Below are 19,466 nucleotides of genomic sequence, written 5' to 3'. Positions count from 1 at the left end.
GGGGACCGCGTGCGGTGGGGGGTGTGCACGTCTTTGAGGCGCGTCCTCCACCGATCAGCATGGCCGAGCTTGATTGGATGTATTCGCTCTTCACGTCTTTAGTATGTCTGTACAATATGTACTTACCAGGAACCAACATCCGCTCTCTTGCGATTATTTCAAGCCAGCGGCCTTTGCAGTTCTCAAAGCTGGACGTGCACACCCTCCGCCACTTCGTGGCCCTCCTCCCTCAAGGGAGGACCTAAGATCATCATCCAAAGAGCTTGATAGGTCTTGAAGCTCTGCTCGGAGAACGGTGAACCGATAACGGACAACCATTTTCTTATTCAACTTGCATCATAGAACTTGGAGCTGATGATCAAGAACCTGGACACGGAGTGTCAACGATGAACCGCTCTTTTGCTCTTGATATTAAATCCCCTCTTGAGCGGGGGGGACCGCTTGCGGTGGGGAGTGTGCTCTTTGAAGCGCGTTTCAAATTGTACTCCTTTTGGATTATTCGTATCACATAGGGGTATCTGTATCTATATAAAAGAATACGATTACCCAGTCTTCACTTCATTTATCGAAGCGAAGATCTCGTCGAGACTTTTTCTCGGTTTCTCTCTTATCGAAATGATCTAGGGAATTAAGTGTGGGAGATGTTCATTTGATGCTTACATTGAAGGCATTCAAACTCTTACTCAATAATGTGTGGAAAAAGCCCGTCCTTTCGTCACTAAAAGTCACACTTATCTAAGGAAACAAGTTTATAATAGATATGTAACTATCTTTTGAGTGCGATTATTATTAAATTAACATAGATAACATTTATGTAAAGCACACATCTTTTCAGAAATCGTTTGATAACAGTGTATGCGAAGCTCAATGACTGCAGTTAGGATTTTTGGAATTATGGTAATCGTGGCGGCGCGCTTGGCAGTGATTCATTCCTTTGCTTTCAGCTTTGTTTTCTCGAGGATGAATCCGTTAACGGCTTGCCATTCTGTACACACCGGGGAGCGACAGGTGTCGCCGGAGGTTCTATGAGGCAATTTCCCGATCTTGTTAATTATATAGTGGACATGGTATTCGTTTCCGACATGGAAGCCAGTATAGTCTATGTAAACGATGCCGTTACAAACAATAACGGTTTCTCGAGAGAGGAGCTGCTCGGTAAGTCCTTGTCGACCATTGAAACAAAGATTACAGAAGCATCGTTCAGAGAATTCTGGTCGAAAGCCGCCGTCGGTACTTCTAGAACAATCAACGGCCAGCACTACTACGGAGACTGTGGTTCTGTTCCAGTCGAGATACATTCTATTCTGATTGAAGACGGTTGTGAAAGACTTGTCGTAAGCACTGTGAGAGATATAACACAGCGAAAGCGAGATGAAAAGCTTCTTGAAGAGAAGAATCTTCTGCTTCAGGCACTCGTAAATGCTCCAACCGAATCGCTGTTTCAGATAGATCCTTCAGGAAAGGTTATAACTGCCAATCAGATCCTCTCCAAGAGGCTTGGTACTGATCTGGAGACGCTGATCGGCAAGAATCTGTATGATTTCATCCCGCAAGAACTCGCCGAAGTAAGAAAGATCCATATCGAAGAGGTTCTGAAAACAGGAAACCAGAAGACAATGGAAGACCGTCTAGATGGAATTGTACTTAAAACAACCATATACCCGGTATTCGGAAGGAACGAGCAGGTCGAAAGTCTTGTTCTCTTTTCAGAAGATATAACTGCAAGAAAGAATGCTGAAGAGAGATTGAAGGATAGCGAGAGAAGAGCAAGTAAGAAACTCGAGGCGATTCTCGATCCCGAAGGCGAAATTGAGAATATAGAACTCGATTATCTACTGGATGTCGAGACTATCCAGTCTATCATGAACGACTTCTTCAAACTGACCAATATTGGAGTAGCGATCGTCGATACTCTCGGAAATGTCCTCGTCGAGACCGGTTGGCAGGAAATATGCACAAAGTATCACCGTGTGAATCCTGGGACTCTCAAGAACTGTCTTTACAGTGATATAGAGCTTTCGAAGGGCATAGAACCGGGAGCGTTCAAGCTCTACAAATGTGCCAACAATATGTGGGATATGAGTACCCCAATAATCGTGGGCAATACCCATATTGGAAATCTATTTTTGGGACAGTTCTTCATGGAAGATGAGAGCGTGGATTACGATGTCTTCAGGAAACAGGCGAGAAGATACGGTTTTAACGAAAAAGAGTATATTGAGGCTCTGGACAGAGTGCCCAGGTGGAATCGCGATACAGTCATGACAGCAATGACCTTCTACTCAAAGTTTGCACAAAGGCTCTCGAGACTGAGTTTTTCGAATATGAAGCTAGCCAAGGCTCTCTCCGAAAGAGACGGATTTCTTCAAATGATTGAAGAAAAGGAGAGCAGGTTCAGAAGATATGTTGAGAATGCCCCGGACGGAATATTCGTCGCAGATGAAAGAGGCAATTATACAGATGTTAACGAAGCGTCCTGTCTAATCACCGGCTATTCAAGAGAAGAGCTGCTGAAAATGAACTTCAAACAGTTGGCGGCTCCCGAGAGTCTTCTGGAGGCCGAAAACCATTTCAGGAGGACTGTCGAAGCCGGCGTGGCAGAAGGCATTACTGCCTTCGTTAAGAAGACAGGCGAGAAGAGATACTGGAATGTCAGAGCCGTAAGGCTCGACGATTCGAGCTTCATCGGGTTCACCAGAGACGTAACCGATCTCGTCATAAGCCAGGAGGCCCTGAAGAAATCCGAAGAAGAGAAATCACTCATACTTAACACAACTAAGGAAATAATAGTCTATTACGACACCGATCTTAACATAATCTGGGCGAACAGAGCTATGGCAGAGCTTTTTGGAACAAGCATAGAAAAGCTTGTCGGCATGAGCTGTGTCGATGTTTGGCAGCGTGGCAAGAAGTCCGATAACTGCATCCTGAGAAAGGTTCTTGACACGGGCTCTCAGGAAGTTGGAGAAATAATTACCAAGTTCGCCACAGCATTGTACATAAGGGCTTATCCGGTTAGGGATGCAGACGGGAAGATTACCGGCGTTGTTGAAATCTGCGAAGACATAACAGAAAGAAATCGACTATCTAGCAGCCTAGAATCAGCTTTCGAAGCTCTTGTTCGTGCCGCTTCGGACATTGTTAGCGCCAAGGATCCTTACACGGCCGGCCATCAGAAAAATGTGAGCGATCTGGCCGTGGCGATAGGAAAGAAAATGGGTCTAGATCATGAGACTTGCAACTGTCTTAAGGTTGCCGGTCTACTTCACGATATAGGGAAGATCTCAGTTCCTACGGAAATTCTGTCTAAACCAGGAAAGCTGAGCGATATTGAGTTCAGACTAGTAAGGGAACATTCGAAGAATGGCTATAATATACTCAAGGATATAGATCTTCCCTGGCCCATTGCCGATATAGTGTTACAGCATCACGAAAGACTCGATGGATCTGGTTATCCAGGAAGTTTGAAAGACGATCAAATAAGGCTCGAATCAAAAATAATAGCCGTTGCCGATGTCGTTGAGGCTATAACTTCCCACAGACCCTACAGGGCGGCCCTGGGAATTGAATTCGCCCTTAATGAGATAAAGGAAAATTCAGGCAGACTGTACGATCCGTTAGTGGTAAAAGTCTGTGTGGATCTGATCGAAGAAGGCTATACTTTCGAAAATTCCTAGGAAGTCTTTTTCTGCGCCATTTGGGTTTTGCTTATGCTTCCAGCCTGCTTCTATACTATCTGCTCTTCTATTCTAGAAGTGAAAGAACAGCACTTCCACCCTATCTGTTCTATTTATCTCCAATATCCTTGCTGGGTAACTGTGCTGTTTGGGGCTCCTGTTCAGAGTCATTTCGGACCTGATCCGGGATCCAGGGGTCTTGAGCCTCCCGCTGAAAGCGTCATCATTTCCTGCTGCTCTTATTCTCTCTTAACAGCGTACAGCGTTTTCTGCCCAAGCGGATTCTTTGCCCGCGAAGCAGAACTTGCCTTTGCGAAGCAAAGACTGGCTTCTGAATCCTCCCGCTGAAAGCGGCATCACTTCCTGGGATGATTTCCCCAGCATCACTTCCTCGCGCCAGCGAGCCTCACTTCCCGACGAAGTCGGCCTCGCCTCCTGCCGAAGGCAGCCTTGCGTCCACTGATGCTCCTCAGTGCATTGTGTCGGCCGATGTTCTTCGACGCCTTGCTTACCAGAGCTTCTCTGGGCAGTGGCTCTTCCCAGCGTTCAGCGGATCCCTGCCGCTCTTCACGAAATTGGTCTGACCATACTCCACGATCTGAGTTCGGGCGAGATTTCGATTTCCTTCGCAACGTAGAACCCAAAGGATTCATAGAAACCTAAGTTTGAAGGATTCTGCGTTTCAAGATAACAGGGAAGACCTTTTGAGTCTGCTTCATGCGCAAGAAGGCTAAGAAGTTGTTTGCCGATACCCCTCCCCTGAGAAGCTGGCGAAACAGCAATGAAAATCAGGTGAAGGTGATGTTCCTTTATGCATTCCTTGTGAACCCTCGAAATCGCCCTACCGACCTTCATAAGGCGATTTAGTGATCTTCCAGGAAATGTCAGCATCTTCAAGGCTCCGCTCCTTATCCAGACGCCAAGGCCCGGATCTTCTTTAGAGTCAATCCAGAGAATTATTCCGTTCATCTCGGATGAATCAAAGTACGCGGATCCTTTCTTCAGATAAGTCTTGAACATTACTCCATAGATCCTATTTACGTACTTTCTTACTTTCTCACTTAATACGTATTTGATCATCGGGTCATTAGCAAATGCTTCGGCAAGTAGTTCTATTGCCCTTCCGTGTTTTTTCGAGGAAACCTTAATCGGTTCGACCATACCATCACCCACTCTCAACTTTCCACTCTGTGAAGCGAAGGAATATACTACCGACGGAGTTATAATCTCAGGCAACACTCTAGAGCTGCCCAGAATACACGCTCTTTGTGATTCGAAGCCTCGGGATGAAATCGTATGTCCCACTCTTCTCCGCTCACATCGTCTCCGGACGAAAGGAGCTGGCCAAAGGCCACATTTCTGAACTTAGAGACGGCCATGAGGGCCGAAGCCTCCATCTCGACTGTTATGCACCCTTCGTCAATTCTTCTGCTGACTATCCGCTTAGTCTCCCTGTAGAAGGCATCGGTTGTCCAGGTCTTTCCCTTTACATAAGGTATAGACAGCCTTCTCAATGTAGATTCGATCATCTCGATCACACTCTTATCGACTGAAATCTCTCTTGAGGGCTCCACGTAATGGAATGAGGTCCCCTCATCCCTGACTGCCGATTCCACTACGATGATCTCTCCTCTCGGAATTTCTCTCTTCAACACTCCGCAGGAACCGCAGGCTACTGTCTTTCTTACTCCCAGGGCGATCAGCTCTTCATAGAAGCCCGCAGCGGATGGTGCTCCAAGTCCTGGATTCAACAGGGCAACTCTTTCTCCTTTGTGTTCGATCTCGTAGACGGGGAACAATCCTACCTCACTTCTCCTGTCAACGATCTTCTTCAGAAGACCCTTCTTCAAGAGACTCTCTATCACGCCCTGATAGAAGAGAATCACAGCTCTTTCGGGCATCTCAGGTATCGAGGAGATGACCTTCGTCGGTTCTATGACGGCCGGTCTTTCATAATCATGTTCCAGAATAGGTAAACGCTTCTCCATATACGCCCCCTCTGCGACTATTCTAGCAGCGAAGAAGAGATCGACAGTCGCCGAATGACCTGACACTTTTGTAACCGGAAGCTTTATAATTGTAATCAGTATAAACGAGGTGAAATCGTGAAGACTAGGTCCGCACTGATAGTGGTTCTTCTTATCGCAGTTATTTCATCGGCAGGATTACTGAACAACCCCGAGAACAGGTTCAAACTCGAGCTTGATTACGAGATCGGCTTCACGGGAGTGATCTTCCACACCATTCAGTTCGGTCAGACTGGAACAGTTCTGAACTATGTGAAGGACTGCGGGCAGGACGTTCTATTTCCGTATCAAAGGTACACCGCCGGACTGAGTATCGGCAAACACACGGTTCACTTTCTGTACCAGCCGCTCACCGTTCAGTCCAAGGTTCAGCTTAAGAACAACTAGATAGTCGATGGAGTCACCTTCCCCGCCGGAAGCGGAATCTTCTTGAACTACGGCTTCCCGTTCTACAGGGTAAGCTACACCTACGATGTCTTGAGAAAGGGCAACAGCTATCTTGGCCTCGGTCTCTCACTTCATTTGAGAAATGCCGACATCTACTTCGAATCACTGAACGGACCTCAGTTAATCGCGAACAAGAACGTCGGTCCAGTACCGATTATCAAAATTAAAGGCGAACTTTGGCTAGGCGAAAAGGCTTACTTCGCAACAGATATCGACGGGTTCTACGCATCCAGCAGGTTCATTAACGGGGCGGATTTCGACTTCGAAGGATTGGTCCTTGACGCTTCATTGAGGGTAGGGCTGCTTCTCACAGATTATCTCGAGACCCATTTCAACATCCGTTTCATAGGAGGAACTGCGAAAGGCACCTCCGAAAACGCGAGCAGCCCCGACGGCTTCACCGACAACAGACTTGCGACCATCAATTTCAGCATAGGCTTCCAGCTGAAGTAAGTTATTGACTTTAAGAACGCCGTCCTAAAGGGCCGGTCTTTTTTTATGTGGTACTCGATCTTAAGTTAAATTGCGGCTTCAGAAAAGACTCAATCTCGATCTGTATCCGTTCAGTAGTTCAGTCTTAATTGATGGTTGCCTCATCATACTAGCTCACCCGTATTCGAAATGTAATTTAACAAGAGATTTGCTATCAAAAGCATTTTTTGATATTCTAGTATCAATGTCATTGAGTGAGGTCAATATTATGGAACATTTTAAGGCTTTCAAAAAAGTGGACGAGATTTTCGAGCTGTTCTTTGAGCAAAGCAAATGGAGGCTTACCGACATAGTGGCCAAGCTAGGTTATCCCAAAGCAACTGTGCATCATATTTTGTCTGCAATGACTGAACTTGACTACCTTACAAAAGACAAGAGCTTCTACATGCTCGGAAACAGGATCCTTCAACTGAGTGGTCTCATGCGGAGGAACCTCGAATTCAGAGAAGTGGCTTTGCCGTACCTTGAGGAACTAAGGAACGAAATAAATGAGACGATTCATCTCACATCTCTGTTCAGAGATCAAGTAATTTATCTCGAATGTCTGCACCCAACGCATGCTCTGCGCCCCCATTCGACTGTAGGAGTTACTGCATCTATGTATTGTACAGGCGTGGGGAAGGCCCTGCTCGCATTTCAGCCGGATTCTTACATAGACGGTTATCTCGAGAGAGTGACTCTTGCGAGAAGAACGAAGAACACCATAACAGATAAGGAACAGCTCAGAAAGGAAATACAATGGATAAGAGAGCACGGATATGCGTACGACAGAATAGAACAGGAAGAAAGCATAAAGTGCATTGCCGCACCCATACTGGACAATCACGGAGTCGCGAAGTATGCCGTCAGTATTGCCGGGCCTTCTAATAGAATGACCGACGAAGCAATTGAAAGATATAAGGAACCCTTTTTGAAGACAATAGAAAAGCTGAACAAGCTGTTTATCGATTTCGAGACGTGAAGACTCGAAGAAGTTTGATTCTGCATTACTTCTAGGAATAACTCCCTTCTTTCAAGATCACCCCGCAGGAGAGAGATTGCTTCTGTTTAACAGTCATAATCAACCCAGATACTTCCCAGACGTTCATAAATGGTTTTGGAGATAACTCAACCGATTTGGTAAATTTAGATGTAGTTACCACATTGTTGAATGTTGTTCCATATTATTGAACTATTCAAACCATTTCCAATGCGTACTTTTTTAAGACGCAATCCATTCGTGAAAGGGGAATTGAGATGAAAAAACTGTTTGTTTTGATCGTTGTAGCCTGTATGTTTGTTTCGTTTGGTCTTGCAGCTACAACACTGGAAAACGTAGTTAAGAGCGGAAAGTTAACCGTTGCAACTGATATGACTGCAGTACCGATGCAGTACAGGGACGCATCAGGGAAGCCGACTGGGTTTACCGTTGAGTTGATGGAACTTGCTGCAAGAGAAATGGGTGTTGAACTGGTCTGGCAAGACGTGGCATGGGAAAGTCTTATTCCGTCATTGCTCTCAGGAAAAGTAGATATGATAGCAGCAAACATGTCCATGACTCTAACAAGGATGAAGTCGATAAGATTCTCCGATCCTTTCTTCCTGACAGGAATTGTCGCGATTGCTAGAAAAGACTCTCCTCTGGAGAGCTGGAGAGATCTGGCCGATCCTTCAGTCAAAATGGGTGCGACAATGGGTTCTGTTCACGCAGACTTCATTGAAGATGAATGGGGCAAAAAGGCGTCTCTATACGACAATCTTGCCGAATGGATGACTGATATCAAGTTGGGTAGAATCGACTCGGTTATGGACGACGAAATGATCTGTATTGAGTTAGTTAACAAGAACCCAGATCTGAAGATCCTTGATGGGTATGTGAGACCCGACACTTATGGACTCGCTTTCAGGCAGGACAAGGATTCCGACTCACTGGTTGAATGGTTCAACTGGTTCCTCAAGTGGGAGAAGCTGACTGGCGAGTACGGAAAGATCTACGAGAAGTACGTAGGCAAAGCCTGGGAACCTTCTTTCATTATTGACTAAGCCTGGAGAGTAGTTAATTCAAGACGAGATGGGGGCTAGCCCCCATTTCATTTTAGGAGTCGAAAGGGGAATTCTAATGGAACCAATTGTTCGAATCCGGGGTCTCAACAAATCCTTCGGAAAACTGCACGTTCTAAAAGACATCGAGCTAGATGTATTCGAAAGCGATGTACTGGTTCTTTGTGGACCGAGCGGTGCTGGGAAGAGCACCCTTCTTCGCTGCATAAACATGCTTGAAAACTTTCATGAGGGATCGATCGAAGTTCTCGGAAAAGACATTAAGCAGGCGAGAGCCAATTTGAGTTTTGTTAGAAAGAACACTGGAATGGTTTTTCAGCATTTCAACCTATTCCCTCACATTTCAGTAGTAGACAATGTTGCCCTGGCACCCATACTCGTAAAGAAGGTGCCCAAGGATGAAGCTCTTGAAAAAGCCAGGAAACTACTTGATCAAGTCGGATTATCTGCTAAGTACGATGCCTTTCCTCCTCAGCTTTCAGGAGGGCAAAAGCAGAGAGTTGCGATAGCGCGAGCTTTGGCAATGGATCCTAAACTAATGCTTTTTGATGAACCAACGTCAGCACTGGATCCAGAGATGATCAAGGAAGTACTGGATGTCATGACTAACCTGGCACGCGGAGGAATGACGATGATCATTGTCAGCCATGAGATGGGTTTTGCGCGTCAGGTTGCCAACAAAATCGGTTTCCTGGATGACGGGAAGATAGTCGAGCTCACCCCCAAGGATGAGTTCTTCAACAATCCCAGGAGTGACAGAACCAAGGAATTCCTGAGTAAGATACTTTAGGTGATATCATGCTTGACATGAGAATGATCTCACAGTATCTCCCTGACTTTTTTGAGGCCTTATTGGAAACATTAAAGGTAGCGGCCCTGAGCGGTGTCTTTTCACTTCTAATAGGAACAGTGGTAGGAATACTATCAACAATGAAATCGAAGTTCGCCATTATTCCCGTAGGAATATACACTGGATTCATCAGGTCGACGCCTCTGCTTGTGCAGTTGTACTTCGTCCACTATGGCCTTCCAATTACCGGCCTGATGTTAACTTCCTTTCAGAGCGCCATAGTTGCGTTTTCTCTGAACAGCGGCGCCTATATATCTGAGATAGTACGTGGCGGTCTCAACTCAATTGACAGAGGACAGACAGAAGCCTCAAAGGCTCTCGGTTTGTCGTGGTTCCAGACGATGCGAAAGGTAATCTTGCCGCAAGTTTTTAGAAGTATTCTGCCACCACTGATCAGCCAATTCTCGTATTTGATAAAAGACACAAGTCTTGCGGCAGTTCTTGTTATCCCCGAGCTTACTTATACTGCTCGAAAGATTGCCGCGAGAACCTATATGCCATTCGAATCATTCGGTGTACCGATGCTTATGTACTTTGGAATATATCTGATTCTTGCTCTTTTAAGCGGTATTATAAGCAGAAATCAGAAGTCGGGACAATCGGATGCGAAGCGATGGTTCGGTTTTAAGAAGGTGGTATGATGCAAGACATATCTTTATTGCAGCAAATATTCAGACTCGGAGTTGCCTTCCTCAATAACCTGGCTTTCCTTCCATTCGTTCTGGGTATCGGTATAGTGCTGGGAATTGCGATCGCCCTGATTCGCTTCCATCGAATCCCCGTCGCATCGCAACTTCTAGCCATTGTTGTAGAGATAATCAGGGGATCGCCCTTCTTGATAATCGTCTATGCTATCTACTTTGCGCTGCCGTACGTTGGAATTGAATTGGGCGCGTTTCAGACGGGAATAGTCGTTCTTTCAGTTACGGCAACGGCATATCTTTCAGAGGTCTTCAGAAGCGGTCTTATGTCTCTAGATAAAGGGCAGTTTGAAGCGGCCGAAGCTCTTGGAATGAACTACTTTCAAAAACTGATGCATGTAGTTTTGCCTCAGATCATAAAGAGTACCATGCCGTCAATTGTCGGCCAGATAGTAATGACAATAAAGGACACTTCGATTGTCTCACTCGTCGGAATGGTTGAGATCGTAAGAACCTCCAGACAGATAATGCAGTTGACTCTAAGTCCTTTTACGGCATTCAGTATTGTGTCTATGTTCTTCATACTTGTGTGCTATCCGCTAATTGTCGTATCTAAAAAACTAGAGGGAGGGAGTAACAGATGAAGTTTCAGCTCGAGTCTTCAAAGCTTGAGTTTTTCAGGCCCGATGCCTTTGGATTCATAAATGGCCTGAAGAAAGAACCACCAAAGCAGAAAATGATCAACCTTTCAATAGGTGCCCCGAACAGGCCCACCCCGAAATGGATAGTGGAGGTAATGAAGGAGAACCTGTCAAACCCGGCCTACCACACTTACCCGCCGCAGCATGGTGCTCCTGAACTATTGGAAGGTGTTGCAGACTGGTACAAGAAACGCTTCGGAGTAACTGTCAGGCCCGAAGAGAACGTGCTCGTTACGGTGGGAATCAAAGAGGCGATTTTCAATGCGCTTCATGCTTCGGTAAACGCAGGCGATTCGATCCTTGTTCCCGATCCCGGTTATCCAACCTATTTCGAAGCTGTTCTTTTCACCGGCGGGAAGCTTATCACTTACGATGGAGATGTTGATCCTATTGCTACTCTCGGCGAGATCGAGAGTCTTGCCAGGTTGCACAAGCCGAAAATGGTAATCGTCAATTATCCATCCAATCCCACCGGTAGAGTGGCGAGCAAAGAGTATTATGAGAGGCTCTCCGAGCTTTCGTGTAAATACGGTTTTGTTGTGATGAGCGATCTCGCTTACTCGGAAATCGCCTTTGACGGTCTGGAAGTGAACAGTTACTTCGAAGCACAACAGAATCTGGAACTTGGGCTGGAGTACTTCGCCTTCTCAAAGACCTATAACATGGCCGGATGGAGAGTTGGGGCGATAGTGGCCGAGAAACGTCTTCTGGACGCAGTGAAACTTTACAAATCGAAGATCGACTCAAATGTCTTTTACCCTATACAGCTCGCCGCTGCGGCAGCTTTGAAGTCTACCCCCGATTCCTATTATCGTGAGCTCAGAGGAATATATCAGGGCAGGCGGGATGCGATTATTGAAGGTCTAAAGGCGTCGGGATTGACTTTCACCGCTCCACAGGGGGCGATGTATGTATGGGTTTCCACTCCGGAAGGCACTGATCCCTGGAGTTTCACGGAAAAGCTCTACAGAGAGTACGGCATTCTTGTTGTTCCCGGAACCGCTTATGGTGCTAACGGTTCTAGGAAGGTTAGAATGGGCCTGGTACAGGAGCTTGAAGTAATGAAAGAGGCGGCCAGAAGATTGGCAGAAGGGAGATCATGGTGAGAAGATTACTTGAAGGGGTCGGTGTAGCTCCGCTGACTCCGATGAATGATGATGGTTCCTGTGTTGACTACAATGCAATAAAGTCTTATGTAGACTTCCTGGCTGAGAAAGGTGTCGACGGAATGTTTGTGCTCGGCACGACCGGTGAGGGGACGTCCCTCCCATTGGCGGAAAGAAAGAAGACTCTAGAGTCGTTCCTCGAGGCAAACAAAGGGAGAATGACGGTTGTTTCTCATTGTGGAGCTGCAGTGCTTGAAGATATTATCGAACTGCTAAAACACTCAAAGGAATGTGGAGCAGATGCGGCAGCAGTAGTTTCGCCTTTCTTTTTCAACCACAAGCAGGAGGAGCTCTTCAGTTTCTACGACAAGATAGCGGAAGCTGTTAGCGACTTTCCTCTGTACATTTACAACATTCCCTCTCTAACAAAAAACCCGGTTAGTGTCGATGTAATTGCCAGACTCCACGAAAAACATAAGAATATAGTCGGTTTGAAAGACAGCAGCGGCGATTTCGTAAATTCGTTGACCGTGATTCAGGCTCTGCCGTCGACGTTCAGTACGGTCGTTGGATGCGATGCGGCTTTCGTATCCGTTCTAATCGCCGGAGCCAGAGGCTGTGTTTCAGGCCCCGGAGCAGTCTTTCCGGAATTCTTCGTCAAGGTCCGCGATGCAGTGAAAGATGGTGACTTTGACAAGGCATTTGATTATCAGAAGGCTTTGACAAAGCTGACGATGGCAGTGGGAAACGGTGCGAATATTCCATACATGAAACATGTTCTAGAAAGAAGGGGTTTGAAAATGGGAGGAGTCAAGACACCTCTGAAAAACCTCACAGATGCGGAAATAGAATTACTTGACAATAATCTTGTTGCTGTTATGCATAAGATAGGCATTGATTTCTAGCTCTCTCAACAAAAGAAGCGCCTGGAGATCCTCCAGGCGCCTTAAATCATTTATCACAATATGACAGATTCGCCGTTCTTTATCTCTATGGAGCTCCCCTGCAAAGCTCCGAACTTTTCTATGGGTTCGCTTGCCACTATTCTTACTCCATCCCTCTCATAGAGGAACAGGGCGTGTTCCGTGTCATCTCTCTCGGAATTCTGTCTTATGGCCCATACGTTCTCATAGTCAGTAAGAAAAGCGTTAATGGATGTGTACTTATAGTTGGCAGCCACGAAGCCCGATGTGATTTCTAGAGCCGTCTTCGGCTCATGCCGCTCAAGATTACCGACGAGTATTTCGAAGTATCTCTGGGTATCTGTAGTTCCTTCGTCGCTTGCAAAATCATAAATCGTACCGTTGTGACAGAAGGCGTAATTCCTTCCCCTAACGGTTGAATAGAAGGGATGTACATGCTCTAGATTGACTGTGTATCCCTTCGATGCCTTTCTCGAGTGGATTATGCCCACTCTGCAAATCGGCATCTTCACATCACTCTCAAAGATCGCGCCCGAGCTATTGAATGTCTCTCTTCCTTCGCCGCGCACGGCATAACCCCAGCCGTCTCTGTGAGGACTTGAGATTCCCTTCTCGGAGATGCTGCTTAGAAGGGCAAATATCCAGCTTGTGTCGATATCTTCAACTGCTTTGAAGGCCAGCATTCTGCACATTTTTCATTCCTCTATTTGACTGACTCTGCTATCTCGAGAAAATACTTGTGAATTCTCAGATCATCTGTCAGTTCGGGATGAAAGGAAGCGGCTATCACTCTGTTCTGCCTAACAAGTACAGGCGAGCCATCGTAGCTTGCCAGAACTGCCACTTCTCTTCCTGTCGATTCAATCTTCGGAGCCCTTATGAACACAGCTCTAAACGGTTCCGCACCGATCTCATCTATCTGGATATCGGCCTCGAAACTGTTGATCTGTCTTCCGTATCCATTCCTTTTCACACTAATATCCAGAGCGCTTAAAGAGTCCTGATTAGAGACGTTTTCGATAGCCTTCGAGAGGAGAATCATGCCCGCGCAAGTAGCGAAGGCAGGCATTCCGCTCTTCAACCTCTCCTTAAGAAGCTCCCACATCTCAAATCTCTTCAGGAGTCTGATCATCGTGGTAGATTCGCCACCAGGCATAACCAGTGCTTTGACGGAAGATAGCTCCTTTGAATCCTTCACCCAAATAGCTTCCGCCCCCGCACTATTCAGAGCCAAAAGATGTTCCTGAATTGCACCCTGAATTCCGAGAACTCCTATTTTCAACTCTTACCAGCCTCTTTCTTCCATCCGGACTTCGAGAGTCCCGATCTCGAGACCGTCCATGGCATCCCCAACGTCTTCAGAGATTTCGGCTAGCTTTTCGGGGTTATCATAGTGCAGAACTGCTTCCACTATTGCCTTAGCCATTCTTGCAGGGTCTTTGGATTTGAAGACTCCCGAGCCGACAAAGACTCCATCGCAGCCGAGCATCATCATGAGCGCAGCGTCAGCCGGCGTGGCTACTCCTCCTGCGGCGAAATTGACGACGGGAAGCCTTCCCAGTTCTCTTACCTGACTGAGGATTTCGACAGGCGCACCGATCTCCTTTCCGTAGTGGACGAGCTCGGCATCATTCATCATCTGAACCTTTCTGACTTCTTCATTGACCGTTCTCATGTGCTTGACGGCTTCGATGATATTACCGGTACCGGCCTCTCCTTTTGTACGAATCATCGCGGCTCCCTCTGCGATTCTCCTAACCGCCTCGCCGAGATTTCTGGCTCCACAGACGAAGGGAACGGTGAATATCCGCTTGTCTATGTGATATCTGTCATCAGCCGGTGTAAGGACTTCAGATTCATCTATGAAGTCAACTCCGATGGCTTCAAGGATCTTCGCTTCGGCGATATGGCCGATCCTTGCCTTAGCCATGACTGGAATCGTAACGGAATCCATTATCTCTTTGATAAGGCCAATTTTGGCCATCCGGGCTACTCCGCCTTCTTTTCTTATATCTGCCGGTACTCTCTCAAGAGCCATTACTGCCGTGGCGCCGGCATCCTGAGCTATCTTTGCCTGCTCGGGATTCGTGACGTCCATGATTACGCCGTTCTTGAACATTTCAGCGAACCCTTTTTTCACTGTCCAGGTTCCCTTTGCTTCCATTTTCAACACCTCTCCTCTTTATCGTTGTTCCAATAGTTGCTCTCTACTCTTTCCAATCCTGGAGCATCTTTCTTCCCTCTCCCGACTTTTGCGCAGGGTTTTCCTTCGACCTCCACGATATCTGCCGTGAAGTCCAGCTTGTTTTTCAGTAGAGACGAACCAACTCCGTAAACATCTGCTGGAACATTGAGCTTTTCGAAGAGATCTATCTTCTCCGCCGTGAAACCGCCCGAGACGACTATCTTCAAATCTTTCATTCCGCACCTGTCGAATTCCCTTCTAGCCCTCCAGACCAGTTCGGGACAGACTCCCAGGGAGGAAGCGTCTTTCGGGACGACCGAAACGTCTCTCAAACTGCCAGACGTATCGAATCTCACGCCCCATATCTTTCCCTTTCCCGGACCTATAACAACCGAAGGGTCGGTCTTGCCAGGTACGAAATCCTCACCGGTCTCGGCCTTGTAAGTGCGGGCAACGCAATCGACCGAAGTTCCGATTACGTCGTTGTCCCAATCGACCAAGATTATTCGATTGACTCCGCCCTCTATGTAACGATCGAAAGCCATTGCGGCCTCGGCCGTATCGCCTTTATATACTGCGATAAGCGCGTGAGGTATCGTCCCCATGCTCTCAACGCCCCAGTAATCTGCATTCGCATCGGTAGAGACTCCGAAGGCCCCGGCCTTGAGCGCCGCGTATCCGTCCGTTGCTTGAGTCCAGAAATGATCGAATCGCGCGCTGAAGAAGAGTATCTCCTTGCCTCTGGCGGCCTTCACGACGGACTTGACGGCAGTCGCAGTTGAGGAGGCTCTCGCAATAACACCCAGCAATATGGTTTCGAGATACGAGAAATATCTGGGGTCGCCTTCTATCGTCATAACAGGTTCCATATCCTTTGCTTCATCACCATCATACAAGGCGCGAACTTCGAGTTCTGGCCATTTGTCAACCCAGAGATCATTCAGCTTCATCTTCAGATCCCATTTTCGAGCGGTCAGCTCCACCAGTCCATGCCGATTCATCTCCCAGGCTGCGTGGTTGACTTCCTTCTCAATCTCTAATACCTCTTCGAAGAGCCTCTTCGCCTCTTCTTCATTCGAGTAATAACCGGTCCCAAAACGAAGAATGGCGAGCGCTTCGTCAATTCCCACTATTGTCGCGTCTCTTCTCGGGAAGAGCTGGTATAATACCCTTGATTTCTTATCTGCCTTTTTGAGGACTTCGACAAGTCTCGTGAAGTATTTGTCAGAATAGTATCCGGCTCTCATCTTGTCAATCGGTACTTTGAAGACCCTCGGGTCGATTCTGCACTTATCCACGGAACGCCCCCTGTCTCTACCCTCATTCGCGAGCGAAAATTCCGGAGAAATATATCCGGTAACCTGATTATATAATAATAAGTCACTTTCGGCTCGCGACCGCTGCTGATCCCCATGAATCAGACAAGTCCAAAAAGAAACCGGCCACAAGGCCGGTTCCCAAGACGTTATCTGCTCTATATCCAGTCTATCGATATCTTTGACATATCCGATTTCACATTGATCTGACAGGTCGTTACTGCCTTATCTATGTTGGTCGAGACATAGCCCTTTTCTCTCTCCATAAGATTGTTGAAATTGCTCCAGTTCAACTCTCCTTCGTGAAGAATGCTTAAAGCAACGTCTTTGGGAGCCCTTATATTCAGAGAAGTCACTTCACAATCTATATCCACGATCGAGTCTCTCAGTTGGGATGGGATTATAGACAATCTGGAGAGCGATGTCTTGATTGTAGCCCTATCCAGATTGAGATTCGAAAAATCAAGAACTGTATCGGCTCCATCAAGCGTAGCCTCGACCCTTACAACCGGCTCCGAATTGACTTCGATGTTCATTCTCGACTTTGACAAGACACTTGAAACACCGGACTTTGCTTTGCACCTCGCCCTTACAATGCCCTTTCCCTTATCCATATCGTATTTCAGATCCCCGTTAAAGCTCATTCTATCGAAACTTACGTTTGCATCAACTCCGTTGGATGTGTTGTCCATAAGCAGCACCTTCGTAAGGTTAGCATCCAGTTCAATATCTAGTTCGTCGAATTCTTTGGGTCTTGACATATTGAGAATCTGTCTGGTCGAGCTCGGCGCCTTTCCAAGCTTGAAACTCTTCTTGAAAAGCGTCACTACACCCCATCCCACTATGTAAGATCCAATCATGGCTACAATGAGTTCCCAGAAACCCCATCCTCTGAACCCTTTGATAATATTCCAGCCTATCAGAAGGTCAATAACGAGAATTCCTCCGAATATCAAACTACCCATATGTTCCGACTTAAATCTTCTAAACACCTTAAGCCCATGATAGATGAAGACAATGGCAAAGAAGATTTCAATTGTGAAGGCAAAGCTCGGTATTATATGGGTTACCGAAAGAATGATCAGTATTCCCAGGAAAATCGCAAATAGTGCTCCAAATCTCATCTCTTATCACCCTCTTCCTTTAGTCAGGTCGATTTCGGTTTTTCAGGTGCCTCTGGCTCTTCGGAAGACTCTTCGCTTTCAGCATCTTCCTCTGTCATTACTACATCTACTGAGTCTTTAAGCTTCTTAAGCTCCTCGTCGACTTCTAGCATCTCTTCAATCTCCTTTTCGGAGTATCCAAGTATTCCCAGCATCTCGACAGCATACTCTTTCGTAAGTTTCCCTTCTTTGAAAAGCAGAAGTATCTTCTTGGTCTCCTGATCCTGGAGATTCTCTTCCACGGTCGCTCGATCGGATCTTCGCTCTTCCGAAACCTTTGGTGCCGTCTCAACCTTGACTTCTTTGGCAGGCGTTCCCCTGTACTTGGCATTTATAATGAGATCTCCCGACACGCTGCTCATTTTCAGATATTCCTGTGGCTCTCCGTTTCCCGACCTGTAATGCTTCTTGTCTACTTTAACAAGTCCTACGTCAGAGGAGACCTCACCGCTTACCGATGAGATAGCGGCATCAAATCTTGGCTCATCGGAATAAGAGATAATTGCATCCCCGCTTACCGTAGAAACACTTGTGTCTCTTTCCATCGGAGGAAGCCCCTTTATGTTCAGATCGCCAGAAACTGAGCCAAATTTACCCCTTCGGTAGTTCGAAGCGACGAAAGTCAAGTCTCCGCTTACTGTGCTGAAATTGAACTCGTTCATCGAACAGTTCTCTATCTTGACATCACCGCTGACGTTGTTTATCTTAAGGCCTCTAAGATCAAAATCGGTAATACTTATGTCGCCGGAAGCGTTGTTTGCATCAAGTTCCTGGATGCTTCTTGGCACCAGAAGCCTTATATTCTTGACATCCGCTCCGCCGTCAAAGAGATTCTTTATAAAAGGAATATTGATGTTAGTACCCTTCTGGAATCTTATCGTAAGCTTCTTTCCTGACCTTTCGGCTTCGGGAACATAATCGTTCGAATCCACTTCGACGTACGCAATCACATTTCCCTCTTCAACAAGGTCGATCTGAAGATCCGCGCTAGCCGAGGTTGTCTTCAAAATCTCAATACCTGAGCTGTCGAATTCAAACTTTTTCTCCACGACCATACCTCCTCAATCCTCTACCTTTATCGTTACTCTCTTGTCCTCGGTTTCAATTTCAACCGACTCTCTAGTCTTGATTACCTCTTCAAGCACTTCCTTGAGATTGTAGTCTACCACTCTTCCACCGATTCTAAAATTCGCGTCTTTTTCTTTAACGAAGTTTCCTACAAACCTTGCCAACCTAACGGGTAACTTAATATTTGCTTCCACTTTTCCGGTGAAGTTATCCACAACCTCTATGGTGAATTTCCCTCCTGACTTCACTTCTTCATATGATTCAAAGAACTCCTCTAGCAAGTCCCTGCCCTGCTCGGGAGAAACCTTTCCATCGGCAACGAGCTTCAGGATCTTTAAGACTTCTTCTCTATCCACTTTGATCACCTACTTCTTTTTTCTGACTTTTCTTAACATCTCAAGGGCTTCATCTGGCTGTAGTTCTCCGGATTCAAGTCTTTCAAGGATTCTTGAAGCCTCCTCCCTATCTTTGTCGACAACCTGGTAGCCCATTGCCCTAACAATATCCTCGAGTCTGTTTCTAGCCGTCGGATAGGAAATATCCAGTTCCTTCTGAACCTCGGATAGATTGCCTCTATTCTTGATGAAAGTCTTCAGGTAGTCGAGCTGCTCGGCAGATAGCTTCATGATATCGTCAAGCTCAAATCTTCCCCTAATCGTTGTGCCACAACTATCACACTTGTACTCTGTGATCGTCATCTTCCCTCCACAGACGGGACAGTTGCTAATTGAGTATTTCATCGGTCCACCTCCAAAACATAAGTTGAACAAATATCACCTTCAACTGAGTTCATTATACAATTTCCGACTCGAAAAGTCAAACTATAACTT

At 46.5% G+C, this 19,466-nt stretch carries 20 protein-coding genes; 10 read left to right on the top strand and 10 right to left on the bottom strand.

What is annotated here, in order from left to right; genetic code table 11:
- The first annotated feature begins 1,025 nt into the window (after nucleotides 1-1,025).
- The gene (locus Q502_RS13155) at nucleotides 1,026-3,677 is read left to right on the top strand and encodes a PAS domain S-box protein (RefSeq protein ID WP_102819260.1); all 2,652 of its coding nucleotides are present in this window, start codon (nucleotides 1,026-1,028) and stop codon (nucleotides 3,675-3,677) included.
- 567 nt (nucleotides 3,678-4,244) lie between these two features.
- On the opposite strand, the gene Q502_RS13145 is transcribed toward Q502_RS13155, so the two are convergent.
- Together Q502_RS13145 and Q502_RS13140 are read right to left on the bottom strand one after the other, a co-directional pair.
- Nucleotides 4,245-4,913 (bottom strand): N-acetyltransferase, encoded by a 669-nt coding sequence (locus tag Q502_RS13145; RefSeq protein WP_258002014.1) that lies wholly within the window; start codon nucleotides 4,911-4,913, stop codon nucleotides 4,245-4,247.
- Nucleotides 4,898-5,665: a nucleoside phosphorylase gene (locus tag Q502_RS13140; RefSeq protein WP_102819258.1), complete on the bottom strand. Its 768-nt coding sequence runs from the start codon at nucleotides 5,663-5,665 to the stop codon at nucleotides 4,898-4,900. The genes Q502_RS13145 and Q502_RS13140 overlap by 16 nt, the downstream gene beginning before the upstream one ends.
- Nucleotides 5,666-5,782: 117 nt before the next feature.
- Between Q502_RS13140 and Q502_RS14930 the strand changes: the two genes are divergently transcribed.
- From Q502_RS14930 to Q502_RS13100, 9 genes are all read left to right on the top strand, one after another.
- Entirely contained in the window at nucleotides 5,783-6,091 is a 309-nt protein-coding gene (locus Q502_RS14930) for a hypothetical protein (RefSeq protein ID WP_258002012.1), read from the top strand.
- A 42-nt stretch (nucleotides 6,092-6,133) separates the two neighbouring features.
- Nucleotides 6,134-6,604 (top strand): hypothetical protein, encoded by a 471-nt coding sequence (locus tag Q502_RS14925; RefSeq protein ID WP_258002011.1) that lies wholly within the window; start codon nucleotides 6,134-6,136, stop codon nucleotides 6,602-6,604.
- 247 nt (nucleotides 6,605-6,851) lie between these two features.
- Nucleotides 6,852-7,604 (top strand): IclR family transcriptional regulator, encoded by a 753-nt coding sequence (locus tag Q502_RS13130; RefSeq protein WP_180977968.1) that lies wholly within the window; start codon nucleotides 6,852-6,854, stop codon nucleotides 7,602-7,604.
- Nucleotides 7,605-7,879: 275 nt separating this feature from the next.
- Nucleotides 7,880-8,665 (top strand): ABC transporter substrate-binding protein, encoded by a 786-nt coding sequence (locus Q502_RS13125; RefSeq protein WP_099830509.1) that lies wholly within the window; start codon nucleotides 7,880-7,882, stop codon nucleotides 8,663-8,665.
- Between the two features lie 76 nt (nucleotides 8,666-8,741).
- Nucleotides 8,742-9,473 (top strand): amino acid ABC transporter ATP-binding protein, encoded by a 732-nt coding sequence (locus tag Q502_RS13120; protein WP_146739751.1) that lies wholly within the window; start codon nucleotides 8,742-8,744, stop codon nucleotides 9,471-9,473.
- Nucleotides 9,474-9,481: 8 nt separating this feature from the next.
- The gene (locus Q502_RS13115; protein ID WP_099830508.1) at nucleotides 9,482-10,174 is read left to right on the top strand and encodes an amino acid ABC transporter permease; all 693 of its coding nucleotides are present in this window, start codon (nucleotides 9,482-9,484) and stop codon (nucleotides 10,172-10,174) included.
- Nucleotides 10,174-10,818, top strand: coding sequence for an amino acid ABC transporter permease (locus Q502_RS13110; RefSeq protein ID WP_099830507.1), 645 nt, complete (start codon nucleotides 10,174-10,176; stop codon nucleotides 10,816-10,818). Before Q502_RS13115 ends, Q502_RS13110 begins: the two co-directional genes overlap by 1 nt.
- Nucleotides 10,815-11,981 (top strand): pyridoxal phosphate-dependent aminotransferase, encoded by a 1,167-nt coding sequence (locus Q502_RS13105; RefSeq protein WP_112109453.1) that lies wholly within the window; start codon nucleotides 10,815-10,817, stop codon nucleotides 11,979-11,981. Before Q502_RS13110 ends, Q502_RS13105 begins: the two co-directional genes overlap by 4 nt.
- Nucleotides 11,975-12,886, top strand: a complete 912-nt coding sequence (locus Q502_RS13100) for a dihydrodipicolinate synthase family protein (protein WP_102819256.1) — start codon at nucleotides 11,975-11,977, stop codon at nucleotides 12,884-12,886. The genes Q502_RS13105 and Q502_RS13100 overlap by 7 nt, the downstream gene beginning before the upstream one ends.
- Before the next feature lie 53 nt (nucleotides 12,887-12,939).
- Here Q502_RS13100 and Q502_RS13095 read toward each other — a convergent pair whose 3' ends face one another.
- The 8 genes from Q502_RS13095 to Q502_RS13060 all read right to left on the bottom strand — a co-directional run bounded on the left by Q502_RS13095 (nucleotide 12,940) and on the right by Q502_RS13060 (nucleotide 19,376).
- Nucleotides 12,940-13,596, bottom strand: coding sequence for a class II glutamine amidotransferase (locus tag Q502_RS13095; protein WP_258002010.1), 657 nt, complete (start codon nucleotides 13,594-13,596; stop codon nucleotides 12,940-12,942).
- 11 nt (nucleotides 13,597-13,607) lie between these two features.
- Nucleotides 13,608-14,186, bottom strand: coding sequence for a pyridoxal 5'-phosphate synthase glutaminase subunit PdxT (pdxT, locus tag Q502_RS13090; RefSeq protein ID WP_099830504.1), 579 nt, complete (start codon nucleotides 14,184-14,186; stop codon nucleotides 13,608-13,610).
- Between the two features lie 3 nt (nucleotides 14,187-14,189).
- Nucleotides 14,190-15,068 carry a pyridoxal 5'-phosphate synthase lyase subunit PdxS gene (gene pdxS, locus Q502_RS13085; RefSeq protein WP_099830503.1) on the bottom strand — a complete coding sequence of 293 codons (879 nt, stop codon included), beginning with the start codon at nucleotides 15,066-15,068 and terminating at the stop codon, nucleotides 14,190-14,192.
- A gap of 2 nt (nucleotides 15,069-15,070) precedes the next feature.
- Nucleotides 15,071-16,336, bottom strand: coding sequence for a nicotinate phosphoribosyltransferase (locus Q502_RS13080; RefSeq protein ID WP_165775396.1), 1,266 nt, complete (start codon nucleotides 16,334-16,336; stop codon nucleotides 15,071-15,073).
- Nucleotides 16,337-16,563: 227 nt separating this feature from the next.
- A complete protein-coding gene (locus Q502_RS13075; RefSeq protein WP_102819255.1) occupies nucleotides 16,564-17,529 on the bottom strand; it encodes a hypothetical protein in 966 nt (321 codons plus the stop codon).
- A 23-nt stretch (nucleotides 17,530-17,552) separates the two neighbouring features.
- Nucleotides 17,553-18,623 carry a DUF4097 family beta strand repeat-containing protein gene (locus Q502_RS13070; RefSeq protein WP_102819254.1) on the bottom strand — a complete coding sequence of 357 codons (1,071 nt, stop codon included), beginning with the start codon at nucleotides 18,621-18,623 and terminating at the stop codon, nucleotides 17,553-17,555.
- A 6-nt stretch (nucleotides 18,624-18,629) separates the two neighbouring features.
- Nucleotides 18,630-18,992: an SHOCT-like domain-containing protein gene (locus Q502_RS13065; RefSeq protein WP_102819253.1), complete on the bottom strand. Its 363-nt coding sequence runs from the start codon at nucleotides 18,990-18,992 to the stop codon at nucleotides 18,630-18,632.
- A gap of 9 nt (nucleotides 18,993-19,001) precedes the next feature.
- A complete protein-coding gene (locus tag Q502_RS13060) occupies nucleotides 19,002-19,376 on the bottom strand; it encodes a DUF2089 domain-containing protein (protein ID WP_006489399.1) in 375 nt (124 codons plus the stop codon).
- Between the last annotated feature and the right edge of the window lie 90 nt (nucleotides 19,377-19,466).

Origin of the sequence: Mesotoga sp. Brook.08.YT.4.2.5.2. (assembly GCF_003351125.1) — a bacterium.
Taxonomy (GTDB): domain Bacteria; phylum Thermotogota; class Thermotogae; order Petrotogales; family Kosmotogaceae; genus Mesotoga.
This window is presented reverse-complemented; position numbering and strand designations above follow the sequence as displayed.

What these genes read in the sequence shown, in the direction of transcription:
- Q502_RS13095 (WP_258002010.1), bottom strand. Translation starts at nt 13,596, where the DNA reads ATGTGCAGAATGCTGGCCTTCAAAGCAGTTGAAGATATCGACACAAGC.
- Q502_RS13140 (WP_102819258.1), bottom strand. Translation starts at nt 5,665, where the DNA reads ATGGAGAAGCGTTTACCTATTCTGGAACATGATTATGAAAGACCGGCC.
- Q502_RS13080 (WP_165775396.1), bottom strand. Translation starts at nt 16,336, where the DNA reads ATGAGAGCCGGATACTATTCTGACAAATACTTCACGAGACTTGTCGAA.
- Q502_RS13155 (WP_102819260.1), top strand. Translation starts at nt 1,026, where the DNA reads ATGAGGCAATTTCCCGATCTTGTTAATTATATAGTGGACATGGTATTC.
- pdxS (WP_099830503.1), bottom strand. Translation starts at nt 15,068, where the DNA reads ATGGAAGCAAAGGGAACCTGGACAGTGAAAAAAGGGTTCGCTGAAATG.
- Q502_RS13120 (WP_146739751.1), top strand. Translation starts at nt 8,742, where the DNA reads ATGGAACCAATTGTTCGAATCCGGGGTCTCAACAAATCCTTCGGAAAA.
- Q502_RS13100 (WP_102819256.1), top strand. Translation starts at nt 11,975, where the DNA reads ATGGTGAGAAGATTACTTGAAGGGGTCGGTGTAGCTCCGCTGACTCCG.
- Q502_RS13110 (WP_099830507.1), top strand. Translation starts at nt 10,174, where the DNA reads ATGCAAGACATATCTTTATTGCAGCAAATATTCAGACTCGGAGTTGCC.
- Q502_RS13125 (WP_099830509.1), top strand. Translation starts at nt 7,880, where the DNA reads ATGAAAAAACTGTTTGTTTTGATCGTTGTAGCCTGTATGTTTGTTTCG.
- Q502_RS13060 (WP_006489399.1), bottom strand. Translation starts at nt 19,376, where the DNA reads ATGAAATACTCAATTAGCAACTGTCCCGTCTGTGGAGGGAAGATGACG.
- Q502_RS13075 (WP_102819255.1), bottom strand. Translation starts at nt 17,529, where the DNA reads ATGAGATTTGGAGCACTATTTGCGATTTTCCTGGGAATACTGATCATT.
- Q502_RS13130 (WP_180977968.1), top strand. Translation starts at nt 6,852, where the DNA reads ATGGAACATTTTAAGGCTTTCAAAAAAGTGGACGAGATTTTCGAGCTG.
- Q502_RS13070 (WP_102819254.1), bottom strand. Translation starts at nt 18,623, where the DNA reads ATGGTCGTGGAGAAAAAGTTTGAATTCGACAGCTCAGGTATTGAGATT.
- Q502_RS13105 (WP_112109453.1), top strand. Translation starts at nt 10,815, where the DNA reads ATGAAGTTTCAGCTCGAGTCTTCAAAGCTTGAGTTTTTCAGGCCCGAT.
- Q502_RS13115 (WP_099830508.1), top strand. Translation starts at nt 9,482, where the DNA reads ATGCTTGACATGAGAATGATCTCACAGTATCTCCCTGACTTTTTTGAG.